We start from the raw sequence: 12,142 nt of genomic DNA, 5'->3' as shown, positions 1-12,142 counted from the left end.
GCCGCGGCGTCAGTGCGCCGCCTGGACCGCCCGCAGCTTCGCCAGCACCTGATCGCGGAGCTCTTCGGGTGCGCTCTCCTTGCACGCGCGCGCCAGCACCTCGGTCAGCGTGGTGGCGACGAGTGCCTCGTCGCGGCAGCCCGCACAGTTCTCCAGGTGCTCGGCGATATCGCTCTGCTCGGTCTTGCAGACCTCGTGGCGCAAGTACTCCTCCAGGTCGCGCCGCGCCTTCTCACAGCCGCAGTCCGTCATTTCGTGCTCCTCGTGGCGGCGGTGGCGATGCCCCGCTCTCTTGCGTAGTCGGCCAGCAGCTCACGCAGCATTCGCCTGCCACGGTGCAGGCGGCTCATGACCGTGCCGATGGGGGTCTTCATGATGTCGGCGATCTCCTGGTAGGCGAAGCCCTCGACGTCGGCGAGGTACACCGCCAGCCGGAAGTCCTCCGGGATGGACTGCAGCGCGTCCTTCACGACCGACGCGGGCATGTGGTCGATCGCCTCGGCCTCCGCCGAGCGGGTGCTCGTCGCAGTGGTGGACTCGGCACCTCCCAGCTGCCAGTCCTCGAGGTCGTCGATCGTGCCCTGGTACGGCTCGCGCTGCTTCTTGCGATACGTGTTGATGTAGGTGTTCGTCAGGATCCGGTACAGCCACGCCTTGAGATTCGTGCCCTGCGTGAAGGTCTTCCACGAGGCGAACGCCTTGACGAAGGTCTCCTGCACGAGGTCTGCCGCGTCCGCGGGATTGCGGGTCATGCGCATGGCCGCGGCGTACAGCTGGTCCATGAAGGGCAGCGCCTGCTCTTCGAACTGCGCGCGGGGGTCCTGGTCCGTCTCTGCAGCCTGGTCGGTCGAGTCGCTCATCACGCGCCAGTCTACGGCGGGCTCTTGCAGGCTGCCTGGGACCTGCGCGTCACGATCGGCGAGGGGTGGCGCCTCGTGATCGAGGCGCTCGAGAGTGGCGAACATCCGGCTCCGCTCGGTGAGTGTCTCCCGGCTCCTGTCACCGGGTTCAGTAGGGTAGAACCCGATGACAGCCGACGCGTATTCCCCGTCCTCCGCGCCGATCGAGCGCGGTCACTGGCCCGCGCCCGTCGCGGACGGTGCGCTGCATGCCACGGTGACCGTCCCCGGCTCGAAATCGCTGACGAATCGCGAGCTGATCCTCGCCTCACTCGCCGACGGTCCGAGCCGCTTGACCGCGCCGCTGCACTCCGACGACTCGGCCCGCATGATCGACGCGCTGCGCTCGCTCGGCGTCGGCATCGAGCTGGTGGAGGGCAGCGGCTTGTACGGCGACGACATCGAGGTGACGCCGGTGTGGCCGCTGCGCGGCGACTCCGTCGTGGACTGCGGGCAGGCCGGCACCGTCATGCGCTTCGTCGCGGGCCTCGGCGGGTTCGCCCGCGGCGACGTGACCCTCACCGCGCACGAGAGCGCGCTGCATCGCCCGATGGGCGCGATGATCACCGCGCTGCGCGACGTCGGCGTCGACATCGACGACGGCGGCCACTGGGCTCTCCCCTTCATCATCCGCGGTCACGGCCACGTGCGCGGCGGCGAGGTGACGATAGACGCCAGCGCGTCGAGTCAGTTCGTCTCGGGCCTGCTGCTCGCGGCCCCCCGCTTCGATGTCGGCCTGCAGCTGCGCCACTCCGGCGCGCGGCTGCCGAGCATTCCGCACATCGACATGACCGTCGAGGCCCTGGGCCATCGCGGCGTGCACGTCGAGCGCCCCGGCGTCGGCGAGTGGATCGTGCCTGCCGGCCCGATCCGAGGCAAGGACGTCGCGATCGAGCCCGACCTGTCGAATGCCGCGCCGTTCCTCGCGGCCGCCATGGTCGCCGGGGGCTCCGTCTCCGTCACGGGCTGGCCCGCGCACTCCACCCAGCCGGGCGCGATGCTCACCGACATCCTGTCGCTCATGGGCGCCCGGGTCGTACGCCGCGGCGGCGCACTCACCGTGACCGCGGGCTCCGCGATCCAGGGCGTCGACCTCGACCTGTCGGCGGCGGGCGAGCTCACCCCGACGATCTTCGCGCTCGCCGCCTTCGCCGACTCCCCGTCGACGCTGCACGGCATCGGGCACATCCGCGGCCACGAGACCGACCGCATCGCGGCGCTCGTCGCCGAGCTGCGCGGTCTCGGCGGTGAGGCCGAAGAGCTGGCCGACGGCATCCGCATCGTGCCCCGGCCGCTGCACGGCGGCACCTGGCACGCCTACCACGACCACCGCATGGCGACCACAGGTGCCCTGATCGGCCTGGCCGTGCCCGGCGTCGAGGTCGACGACATCGGCACGACCGCCAAGACGATGCCCGAGTTCCCGCAGATCTGGCAGCGCATGCTCGACGGCGAGCACGCCGACGGCGGGGTCTCCGAGGAGACGATGCGCGCCTCGTGAGGCGGCGCGTGACGGCTTTTCACGGAGCGATCCCGATGACGAGTGCGAGCGAGCCGGCACGACGCGACGAGCGGCGCCGCCCGATGACCCAGGCGATGCCGTGAGCTGGCTCGACGACCTCGACGACGACGAACCCGAGTTCGACGAGACCGACGTGCGGGTGCGGCCGAACCCGAAGGCCAACCGTCCCCGCACCAAGCGCCGGCCCGCCCACAGCGACGCCGAGATCGCGCGCGTGCTCGGCGTCGACCGCGGGCGGTACACCGTCCTCGTCGACGAGGACCTCCCCACCGAGCGCACGGTGCTCGCGGCCCGCGCGCGGGAGCTGCGCAAGACCCCGATCGTCACCGGCGACCGCGCGCGCGTCGTGGGCGACGCGTCGGGCGACGAGGGCACGCTCGCCCGCATCGTCGGCATCGAGGAGCGCACGTCGCTCCTGCGCCGCAGCGCCGACGACACGGACCAGGTGGAGCGCGTCATCGTCGCCAACGCCGACCAGATGCTCGTCGTCGTCGCCGCGGCGGATCCCGAGCCGCGCCCGCGGCTCGTCGACCGCTACCTCGTCGCGGCGCTGGATGCCGGCATCCGTCCTCTCCTCGTCGTCACGAAGACCGATCTCGCCGACCCGGCGGAGTTCCTCGCGCACTTCGAGGGCCTCGACCTCGAGGTGTTCACCAGCGGCCGGGAGGAGATGCCCCTCGAGAGGATCGGCGCCGCACTCGTCGGCCACTCGACGGTGTTCGTCGGGCACTCCGGGGTCGGCAAGTCGACGCTCGTCAACGCCCTCGTCCCCGATGCCAGACGCGCGACCGGCCACGTCAACGTGGTGACCGGCCGTGGGCGCCACACATCGAGCTCGACGGTGTCGCTGCGCTACCGCGGCGACGCGCTCCACGGAGGAGTGGAGGGCAACGGCTGGGTCATCGACACTCCCGGCGTGCGCTCGTTCGGACTCGGCCACGTCGACCCCGCCAACATCCTGCGGGCCTTCACCGACCTGGCCGAGATCGGCGAGGAGTGCCCGCGCGGCTGCACCCACCTCCCCGACGCGCCCGACTGCGCCATCGTCGAAGCCGTCGAGGCGGGCAGGCTCGGCCCGGGCGGCCCCGCCCGGCTCGACTCGCTGCAGCGGCTGCTCGAGACCTTCGCGAAGAAGGCTCAGGAACCGGGCGCCTAGGGCGCCGGAGCCCTCAGCCTAGAGTGGAACGGTGACCACGACGCGCCTCGAACCCGGTTCCCTCGCCCCTGCCTTCACGCTCCTGGACCAGGACGAGCGGGCTGTGACGCTGAAGGACCTCCGCGGCGGGCGCGTGATCCTCTTCTTCTATCCCGCGGCGATGACCCCCGGGTGCACCAAGGAGGCCTGCGACTTCCGCGACAGCCTGGCCCCGCTCCAGGCGGCCGGCTACACCGTTCTCGGCATCTCCCCCGACGAGCCCGAGAAGCTGCGACGGTTCCGGGATCGCGACGGGCTCACCTACGACCTGCTCAGCGACCCGGGCCACGAGGTGCTCGCGAAGTACGCCGCGTGGGGCGAGAAGATGAACTACGGCAAGACGTTCATGGGCGTGATCCGCTCGACGGTCGTGATCGACGAGAAGGGCCGCATCACGCACGCGCTGTACAACGTGCGGGCGACAGGCCACGTCGCCCGCGTGCGGACGCTCCTGGGCGTCTAAGCCCCCGGAGCCTGCCCGCCGGCCTCTTCCTCGCTCCGGCGGCGTGCGGCACGACCCGCGTCGCGCACCGCGAGCACCAGCAGCACCAGGGTGACCACAGCCGGAGCGGCGAGCGCGAGCGCTCCCGCCGGGTCGGCGAAGGCGCCGGTCGCGGCGCCCACGGCCACCGCGAGGATCAGCAGCTGCGTCACGATGCCGCCCGATCGTCCCCACGACTGGCCGCGCCAGATCGCGAATGCGAAGGCGATCACGGCCGCCGCGCCGACGAGCGTCAGCACCGCCAGCGCGATCGCGCTCTCGATCGAGCCGGTGTCCCCGGCGGCGATGGCGACGATCTCCCGCACCGTGAGCGCTGCCAGGCCGAGTCCCTCCAGCCCCACGAGCACCGCGGCGATCCTTCCGGACAGGTTTGTCCGCATTCTCCGTCGACTCCTTCTTCCACCGACAGCGGTTTGTGCGAACCCTCCATGCCCCCCGGGGAACACTCAGCAAGACCTACACAAACCCGCCGATGAACCCTTGATTCAGGTAAACCGCTATGGGACGATTGGTGAAGCCGTGTGCTCCCACAGCGACGTGGGGCGAGATCATCTCGCACATCCCACAGGGTACCGGACCCGAACCGAACCCTTTTTCCCCACCCCTCTGTTACAAGGAGCACCACCATGGACTGGCGCGACAAGGCCGCCTGCCTGACCGTCGACCCCGAACTGTTCTTCCCCGTGGGGAACACCGGACCGGCCGTCGATCAGATCGAGAAGGCCAAGTCGGTGTGCGCACGCTGCACCGTCACCGAGATCTGCCTGCAGTACGCCCTCGAGACCGGCCAGGACTCGGGCGTGTGGGGCGGCCTCTCCGAGGACGAGCGCCGCGCCCTCAAGCGTCGCGCGGCCCGCGCGCGCCGCGCCTCCTGATCGAAGCTTCGCGGAGCGGATGCCGGAGCCCCGGCATCCGCTCCGCTTTGCTGTCTGCTGCGTGCCGCCCATCTTCGAGATCAAGAGATCCGGCGGACTCAGGACGATTGCCGACGCACCGTCCTGTTCTCGCCCGAGCGCGCGATCTGGCGGACGGAGTCAGCCCTTGGCGCGCTCGATGTAGCGCAGCGGGATGTCGATCGTGACCTCCGTGCCGCTGCCCATGATCGTGTGCCAGTCGATCGTGCCGCCGAGCTCGCCCTGGATGAGGGTGCGCACGATCTGGGTGCCGAGTCCGCGCCCGACCTGACCCTCGGGCAGACCCGAGCCGGTGTCGCGCACCCGCACCTCGAGCTTGTCGTCCGAGCGGTCGGCGATGATCTCGACGTCGCCCTCCTGCCCGGCGAGCCCGTGCTCGACGGCGTTCGTGACGAGCTCGGTGAGGGCGAGCGCGAGCGGAGTCGCGTACTCGCTCGGCAGCGTGCCGAATCGGCCGGTCGAGTGCGTCTTGGCACGCGTGTTGGGAGCGGCGGCGACCTCGGCCACCAGCTTGAGCACGCGCGCGAACACCTCGTCGAAATCGACGTTCTGGGCGAGCCCCTCCGAGAGTGTGTCGTGCACCACTGCGATCGCCGACACGCGGCGCATGGCCTGCGTGAGCGCGTCGCGCGCCTCCTCGGTGTGCGACCGGCGGGCCTGGATCCGCAGCAGCGACGCGACCGTCTGCAGGTTGTTCTTGACGCGGTGGTGGATCTCGCGGATCGTCGCGTCCTTGGTGATGAGCTCCTGCTCCTGGTGACGGATCTCCGTGACGTCGCGGCAGAGCACGATCGCGCCGATGCGCGTGCCGTGGTCGCGCAGCGGGATGGTGCGCAGCGACACCGTGACCCCGCGCGCCTCGAGGTCGGCGCGCCACGGTGCGCGGCCGGTGACCACCACCGGCAGCGACTCGTCGAACTGCCGCTTCGTCGGGAGGATGCCGGTCACGACCTCGACGAGCGACTCGCCCTCGAGCTCGTCGTCGAATCCCAGGCGGTTGAACGCCGACAGGGCGTTGGGGCTCGCGAACGTCGTGATGCCGTCGACGTCGAGCCGGACGAGGCCGTCGGACGCGCGCGGCGCGCCGCGCCGCGGCGACGTCGGTGCGGAGAGGTCGGGGAAGTCGCCCGACGCGATCATGCCGAACAGGTCGTCGGCGCAGTCGTTGAAGGTGATCTGCTGGCGCGACGGCGTGCGCGCCTCGCCGAGGTTGGTGTGGCGGGTGATCACGCCGATCACCGTCGCCTCTTTCCCGTTCTTGCGGGCCACCGGCACTGCGCGCACGCGCGTGGGCGTCTCTTCGAACCAGTCCGGTGACGCCGAGTCGACGATGCGGCCCGTCTGGAACGCCTCGCGCACCTGCGTGCGCCACTGCGGCCGCACGCGGTCCCCGACGATGTCGCGGTAGAAGAGGGTCGCCGCTCCGCCGGGGCGCGTGTGGGCGACGGCGACGAAGGAGTCATCGGATGTCGGCACCCAGAGCACGATGTCGGCGAACGCCAGATCGGCGAGGAGCTGGCCGTCCCCCGCGAGACGGTGCAGCCACTCCACGTCCTCTTCGCTGGAGCGGCCCTGGGCGTAAACGAGATCGCTGAGGGTCGACACGGACCTAGCCTAGAGCGCGCGCGTCACCCGGCCCGTCCGCCGGCACGCGCCAGGTCATCGGCGGTCGCGTCCGCGGACCGGGCGACGCCGTCGCGGCGGCCACCGCGGCGCCGGGAGGTCACGGCCCGCTGACGCTCGGGCGCGGGCACGATCGCCTCCCCCACGAAGCGGCGGAGCGCGAGCGTGAACGGCGAGCGGGGCGCCACGTCGGCGATCGGCTGCGACGCGAGGATCGCAGCATCCGCCGATCGCGGGTCCTGCGGCAGGAACCACACGTCCTCGATGCCGCCGAACCGGTCGAGCGTGCGGCGCACCTGCCCGCGGGCGTCGATGCCGAGGGTTCCGGGGCGGAGCCGATTGGCCACGACCGCGACGGGTGTGGCGCCGACCGTGGCGCGCAGGTCGGCGTCGCCGCGCAGGAACCGGGCGACGCCGACCGGGTCCGCGGCGACGACGGCCACCACCAGGTCCGCGGCACGGAGCGCCGCGAGCGTGGCGGCGTTGCGCCTCGGGCCGTCGAGATCGCTCACGATCTCCTCGTCGCGCTCGAGTGACGACGCCACGTCGACGACCGTGTAGTCCGCCCACTCGCGACAGGCGGCCAGCGCGGCGCCGACACGCCGGTCGCTCAGCTCGGGCCACCGCGACGGCCGGTTGATGCCGGTCAGCACGGCGACGCCCGTGCGTCCGAGCGGCACGGCGATGCGGGCGAGCTCGCGCGCATCCAGGCCGCCGAGCTCGGCCTGCCGGCACGCGGCGGCGAACCCCGGACCCTCGTCCGCGAGGCCGAGGGTGAGCGCGAGCGAGGGGGCATGCGTGTCGGCGTCGACCAGCGCGACGTGGCGACCGCCGCGCGCGAGCTCGACCGCGAGCTCCGCGGCGACGGTGGAGCGCCCGGGTGCGCCCGGGGCACCCCACACGACGATCACGCGTGGCTGCGGACGGGTGGGCGTCGCGGCGACCGAAGCCCGGGGAGCGGCCGAGAGCGCCTCGGCGATGCGCCACGGCTCGACGTGGCGATCGAGGGGCGCTTCGAGTCCGCAGGATGCGGCGATGCGCTCCCCCGCGGCGTCTTCGACGAGCGGCACGACCCGCGTCCCGGCGCGATCGCAGAGTGCGACGACGGTCGGCGACATCGTGGCGCGCGAGACGGCGACCACCAGCGCGTCGGCGTCGGCGAGCGCCCGCAGCATCGTCTCGGCGTCGGCGCCCAGCATCCCGTCCGCCGCGGCGAGGGCGGGAGCGGACGCCGGAACGTGCGCGATCACGTCGATCCCCTCGCGGCGCAGCCCTTCGACGAGGAGCTCTGCGTCGTCGACGGCGACGACGACCCTCACGAGCCGGCGCCCGTCGTCGGCACGATCGAGAGGGCCGACTCGTCGGCCATGGCGGCGAGGGTGGCGGGAACGTCGGCGCGGGGGATGACGAGTTCGAGTGCGGCCGCGCCACCGCCGATCATGGAGTCGTCCCGCGTCACCGACACGACGGTGGCGTCGGCGACCAGGATGCGCGGCTCGTCGTAGACCCCCTGCTCGTCGAGCGGTGCGGACCACACCTCGACGATGCTGCCCGCGTCGACCGAGGCGGGCACGTCGACGGCGCTGCGGACGACGACGCTGGTGGTGCGTGCGGATGCGGGATCGCCGACGGATGCCGCCGGCACCAGCTCGCCCTCTTCGATGGTGCGCGTCGCGACCGCGGGCTCATCGAGATCGTCGGCCGTGAGGTACGTGCCGGCGAGCGTCCCGAGGGCGACGTCGACGACCGTCAGGTCGCCGGTGCCGATCGCCTCGCCGGGGACGATCGTGCGCGCCGCGGCGTAGACCGGGACGGTCTGCCGCGCGGCCGACACGACGAGCCAGACGCCGACGACGGATGCCGCCACGAGGAGCACGCCGAGGAAGAAGCGCGCGTCGCCCCAGAAGGCTCGACGCGGCGCGCGGACGGTGTCGGTGGCGGCGGTCATGGGTCCATCGTCGCCGACTCGGCGCGAGGGCGTCCGGCGTTATCCACAGGGGTGCGACGGCCGGGCCCCTTCCGGGGAGGCAGGTCCATAATGGGGGCATGTCAGATGACCCGACGTCCGACGTGCGTCTGCTCGCACCCGCCCAGGTGGGTGAGGTGCTCGGCGTGTCGGTCGATGAGGTCATGGCGCTCGTCTTCGAGGGCCGCCTGCGCGGCGTTCGCGTCGGTGCACCCGCGCGATGGCGGGTCGATGCCGCCAGCGTCGGGGAGTATCTCGACGACCAGGCCGAGGAGGCGCGGCGCATGGCGCTGTGGCGCGAGTCGCAGACCGCCAGCTTCCCCGAGCTGTGGGGTGGGCGGATCGTCCGTCATCCAGACTGAGCCCCAGCAGGCCGACCGGCCGGGCAACGCTCCCGCACCCATCGCCCCTCAGGGAATCGCGGGCGTCTCGTCGGCGCGGATCCACGCGACGGCGACGAACGGCACCAGCCGGTAGCCCGAGACGGCGTCGGCGCGCCTCGGTGCGCCCTGGTCGTGCACCGCGAGGTCGAGGTGGTCGGCACCCGCGCGATCGATCGTCCCGGTGAGCACGCGACCGGAGACGAGATGCACCGCGACCCCCGCCCGGCGCCTCACGAGATCGCGCAGCACGAAGCCGAGCGTGAGACGGTCGGCGAGCGGCGATCGCGCCGGGGCGGGCCGGGCCGAGCGCAGGAGGTCGGCGTGTGTCATCCCGATCGCGCCGATCGATGCGAACGGCACGATGACGGCACCGCGCGGTCCGTCGGAGGGGGCGAGCGCCACCCAGTCCGCGCCGACACCGGTCACCGATGCGCGCAGCGTCGCGCCGTCGGCGAGGTCGAACGACGCGACCGTCGGCGCCCCCGCGTCGCGGGCGGCGAGCAGGGTCAGGCGCTCGGAGAGCTGTACGCGCGAGAGCCGCAGGCGCTCGGCCTCGCTGTCGAGCGCGGCGCGCTCGGCCTCCCATTCGGAGGCGAGCTGATCCTCGAGGTCGTCGAAGAACCGGTCCCAGCGCACTCAGTGAGAGTAGGGCACGGCGGCGGATCGGCCGGCGAGTTGTCCACAGCCGGCCAGGCTCGATTTTCCTGAGAGTTCCCTGTGTGATCTACTGTGCGGAAGACATCCCCCTGTCGAGATTGGCACCCATGGCAACGACGCCCGCGGGCACCGCCCGCGCACCGTATGCGACCCGCAGCGCGCAGCTCGCAGAGTTCTTCGCGCCGCAGCGGACGCCGTCCATCGAGCTCCCTGCCCCGGAGCCGTTCCTGCGCAACCTCACGGTCCGCGTGCTCGAGGTCTTCGCGGGTGTCCGCGAGGTCGACCAGCTCGCGCGCTGGCTCACCGAGGACGCCTACCGCAAGCTCGTCACGCGTGCGAACCTCGCGACGCGGGCGCGCAGCGCGCGCGGCGTCGCGGCCCGGCGCCCGGTGCACACGATCATGTCGGTGCACGAGTCCTCCCCCGCCGACGGCATCGTCGAAGCGGTCGTCGTCGTCCGCGGCCCGGCGCGCACGCGCGCCCTCGCCGTCCGGATCGAGGGCATGGACGGCCGCTGGCGCGCGACGTCTCTCGCCCTGCTCTGACTCTCCCGCCGTCACCCGCGCACGCCCGAAGGCGGCGTGCGCCGAACCGACGGCGCCCCACGACCCGGCGACGGAACCGGCCCCGACGATGCGGCCGGTCCCGTCGTCAGCCTTCGTCGTCCTTGTCGATGAGGTCGAGGAGCGACCGCAGAGCGTCGCGGATCTCGTAGTGGTCGTGCTGACCGGCACGGCTCTCCGCCGAGATCACGCCCGACCGGTGCACCTTCTTGAAGTCGCCCACGGGGAACGAGTACGCCTGTTTGGTCTCCTCGTTCTCGCGATGGTCGATGCCGAGATGCCAGTGGGAGTACTCGGTCCATCCCTCTCGCTCGATGTAGGAGTTCTCCTCATCCGCGGTCGGCGCGGCCTCCGACCAATCGTCGCGTTCATCGCGCACGACCTTGCCGTCCCGGATGAGCGCACGGATGTGGCGCAGCGCCGGCTGGTTCAGTTCGATGGACATGCCGCGAAGGTACGCCGCGCTCCCGCGTCGGGCGAGGGGGTTGACGGCTGCCGCGGCATCCGTCCGTCCCTCACTGCTTATACGACGAGAGGAAGTTGCCGAGCCGCTCGACGGCCTCCGAGAGCACGCGAGCCTCGGGCAGCGTGACGATGCGCAGGTGGTCGGGGGTCGGCCAGTTGAAGCCGGTCCCCTGCACCAGCAGCACGTGCTCGGCGACGAGGAAGTCGTAGACGAGCTTGGCGTCGTCTCGGATCTCGTACACGTTCGGGTCGAGCCGCGGGAAGGCGTAGAGCGCACCCTGGGGCTTGAGGCACGTGACCCCGGGAATGCGCTCGAGACCCTCCCACGCGGCATCCCGCTGCTCGTGCAGACGCCCTTCGGGAGCGATGAGCGCGTCGATCGACTGCACGCCCGACAGCGCCGCCTGCACGGCGTGCTGCGCCGGTACGTTGGGGCAGAGGCGCGTGGACGCGAGCAGCTGGATGCCCTCGAGGAAGCCCGCGGCGTGCTTCTTCGGCCCCGTGATCACGAGCCAGCCGGACCGGTAGCCGGCGACCCGATACGTCTTGGAGAGGCCGTTGAAGGTCAGGCACAGCAGGTCGGGGGCGAGCGTCGCGAGCGGGATGTGCTGCGCCTCGTCGTACAGGATGCGGTCGTAGATCTCGTCGGAGAGCAGCAGGAGCGAGTTCTCGCGCGCGATCTCGACGATCCCCTGGAGGACCTCGCGGCTGTAGACGGCGCCGGTCGGATTGTTGGGGTTGATGACGACGATCGCCTTGGTGCGCGGCGTGACCTTCTCGCGGATGTCGTCCAGCGAGGGCTGCCAGCCGGCGTCGGGCTCGCAGCGGTAGTGCACCGGCGTGCCGCCCGCCAGGCTCGTCATCGCGGTCCACAGCGGGTAATCCGGCGCGGGGATCAGCACCTCGTCGCCCTCGTCGAGGAGGGCCTGCATCGTCATCGTGATGAGCTCGGACACCCCATTGCCGAGGTATACGTCGTCGGGATCGAACTGCGGGAAGCCGGGCACCTGCTCGTAGCGCGACACGACCGCGCGCCGCGCCGACATGATGCCCTTGCTGTCGCTGTAGCCGTGCGCGTGCGGGACGGCCTCGATCATGTCGCGCACGATCTGGAACGGCGCCTCGAACCCGAACACCGCGGGGTTGCCGGTGTTGAGCTTGAGGATCGTGTGCCCCTCGTCCTGCAGCCTGTCGGCCTCGGCCAATGCCGCCCCGCGGATCTCGTAGAGAACGTTCTGGAGCTTGCTCGACTGATCGAGGGGGCGGAGGGGACTCATCGCTTCAGGATATCGGCGGCCGGTCGGTGCCAATCGCCGCCGGGTGGCCCGCGCCGGTGAGACGACAGTCGGGGGGCGCGCCCGCGGGGGGTGGGCGGGGGCTCGTGCGCCGGCCGGGGTGTGACGAACGGAGGGGGGGGGCGGGGGGCGCCGGCCCCCGCCGGGGCCGGACGTGT

Annotated in this window: 15 protein-coding genes; 6 read left to right on the top strand and 9 right to left on the bottom strand. The window is 71.9% G+C overall.

Annotation, left to right across the window (positions count from 1 at the left end):
* Positions 1-9: 9 nt before the first annotated feature.
* Both ACFQ7C_RS13685 and ACFQ7C_RS13680 read right to left on the bottom strand, forming a co-directional pair.
* Positions 10-252, bottom strand: coding sequence for a zf-HC2 domain-containing protein (locus ACFQ7C_RS13685; protein WP_378901961.1), 243 nt, complete (start codon positions 250-252; stop codon positions 10-12).
* Positions 249-860, bottom strand: a complete 612-nt coding sequence (locus tag ACFQ7C_RS13680) for a sigma-70 family RNA polymerase sigma factor (RefSeq protein WP_378901958.1) — start codon at positions 858-860, stop codon at positions 249-251. The genes ACFQ7C_RS13685 and ACFQ7C_RS13680 overlap by 4 nt, the downstream gene beginning before the upstream one ends.
* Positions 861-1,026: 166 nt before the next feature.
* On the opposite strand from ACFQ7C_RS13680, the gene aroA reads away from it, so the two are divergent.
* The 3 genes from aroA to bcp all read left to right on the top strand — a co-directional run bounded on the left by aroA (position 1,027) and on the right by bcp (position 4,079).
* Positions 1,027-2,400 (top strand): 3-phosphoshikimate 1-carboxyvinyltransferase, encoded by a 1,374-nt coding sequence (gene aroA / locus ACFQ7C_RS13675; RefSeq protein WP_378901955.1) that lies wholly within the window; start codon positions 1,027-1,029, stop codon positions 2,398-2,400.
* A gap of 100 nt (positions 2,401-2,500) precedes the next feature.
* Positions 2,501-3,577, top strand: a complete 1,077-nt coding sequence (gene rsgA, locus ACFQ7C_RS13670; protein ID WP_378901952.1) for a ribosome small subunit-dependent GTPase A — start codon at positions 2,501-2,503, stop codon at positions 3,575-3,577.
* A gap of 31 nt (positions 3,578-3,608) precedes the next feature.
* Entirely contained in the window at positions 3,609-4,079 is a 471-nt protein-coding gene (bcp, locus tag ACFQ7C_RS13665; RefSeq protein ID WP_378901949.1) for a thioredoxin-dependent thiol peroxidase, read from the top strand.
* On the opposite strand, the gene ACFQ7C_RS13660 is transcribed toward bcp, so the two are convergent.
* Positions 4,076-4,498 (bottom strand): histidine kinase, encoded by a 423-nt coding sequence (locus tag ACFQ7C_RS13660; protein WP_378901947.1) that lies wholly within the window; start codon positions 4,496-4,498, stop codon positions 4,076-4,078. The two genes, bcp and ACFQ7C_RS13660, sit on opposite strands and share 4 nt — an antisense overlap.
* Before the next feature lie 246 nt (positions 4,499-4,744).
* Here ACFQ7C_RS13660 and ACFQ7C_RS13655 point away from each other — a divergent pair, with 246 nt between their 5' ends.
* Entirely contained in the window at positions 4,745-4,993 is a 249-nt protein-coding gene (locus ACFQ7C_RS13655; RefSeq protein ID WP_018171995.1) for a WhiB family transcriptional regulator, read from the top strand.
* Between the two features lie 159 nt (positions 4,994-5,152).
* On the opposite strand, the gene ACFQ7C_RS13650 is transcribed toward ACFQ7C_RS13655, so the two are convergent.
* The 3 genes from ACFQ7C_RS13650 to ACFQ7C_RS13640 are packed head-to-tail and all read right to left on the bottom strand — an operon-like array spanning position 5,153 to position 8,603.
* Positions 5,153-6,637: a sensor histidine kinase gene (locus ACFQ7C_RS13650; protein ID WP_378901944.1), complete on the bottom strand. Its 1,485-nt coding sequence runs from the start codon at positions 6,635-6,637 to the stop codon at positions 5,153-5,155.
* Between the two features lie 23 nt (positions 6,638-6,660).
* The gene (locus tag ACFQ7C_RS13645; protein ID WP_378901941.1) at positions 6,661-7,974 is read right to left on the bottom strand and encodes a CpaE family protein; all 1,314 of its coding nucleotides are present in this window, start codon (positions 7,972-7,974) and stop codon (positions 6,661-6,663) included.
* Positions 7,971-8,603, bottom strand: a complete 633-nt coding sequence (locus ACFQ7C_RS13640; protein WP_378901938.1) for an SAF domain-containing protein — start codon at positions 8,601-8,603, stop codon at positions 7,971-7,973. Before ACFQ7C_RS13640 ends, ACFQ7C_RS13645 begins: the two co-directional genes overlap by 4 nt.
* Before the next feature lie 98 nt (positions 8,604-8,701).
* On the opposite strand from ACFQ7C_RS13640, the gene ACFQ7C_RS13635 reads away from it, so the two are divergent.
* Complete coding sequence (locus tag ACFQ7C_RS13635; RefSeq protein ID WP_378901935.1) at positions 8,702-8,983, top strand: DNA-binding protein; 282 nt, start codon at positions 8,702-8,704, stop codon at positions 8,981-8,983.
* A 48-nt stretch (positions 8,984-9,031) separates the two neighbouring features.
* Here ACFQ7C_RS13635 and ACFQ7C_RS13630 read toward each other — a convergent pair whose 3' ends face one another.
* Complete coding sequence (locus ACFQ7C_RS13630; RefSeq protein ID WP_378901932.1) at positions 9,032-9,640, bottom strand: hypothetical protein; 609 nt, start codon at positions 9,638-9,640, stop codon at positions 9,032-9,034.
* 128 nt (positions 9,641-9,768) lie between these two features.
* On the opposite strand from ACFQ7C_RS13630, the gene ACFQ7C_RS13625 reads away from it, so the two are divergent.
* Positions 9,769-10,206 (top strand): Rv3235 family protein, encoded by a 438-nt coding sequence (locus ACFQ7C_RS13625; RefSeq protein ID WP_378901929.1) that lies wholly within the window; start codon positions 9,769-9,771, stop codon positions 10,204-10,206.
* A 106-nt stretch (positions 10,207-10,312) separates the two neighbouring features.
* Here the strand turns inward: ACFQ7C_RS13625 and ACFQ7C_RS13620 are convergent, their stop codons facing one another.
* Positions 10,313-10,669 (bottom strand): hypothetical protein, encoded by a 357-nt coding sequence (locus tag ACFQ7C_RS13620; protein WP_378901926.1) that lies wholly within the window; start codon positions 10,667-10,669, stop codon positions 10,313-10,315.
* 70 nt (positions 10,670-10,739) lie between these two features.
* On the bottom strand, positions 10,740-11,966 hold the full coding sequence (locus ACFQ7C_RS13615; protein WP_378901923.1) for a pyridoxal phosphate-dependent aminotransferase: 1,227 nt from the start codon (positions 11,964-11,966) through the stop codon (positions 10,740-10,742).
* Positions 11,967-12,142 lie beyond the last annotated feature (176 nt).

The organism is Microbacterium sp. NPDC056569 (assembly GCF_042793475.1).
In the GTDB taxonomy this organism is placed as follows: domain Bacteria; phylum Actinomycetota; class Actinomycetes; order Actinomycetales; family Microbacteriaceae; genus Microbacterium.
The sequence above is the reverse complement of the archived record's forward strand: the minus strand, read 5'-3'. Positions and strand labels throughout refer to the sequence as shown.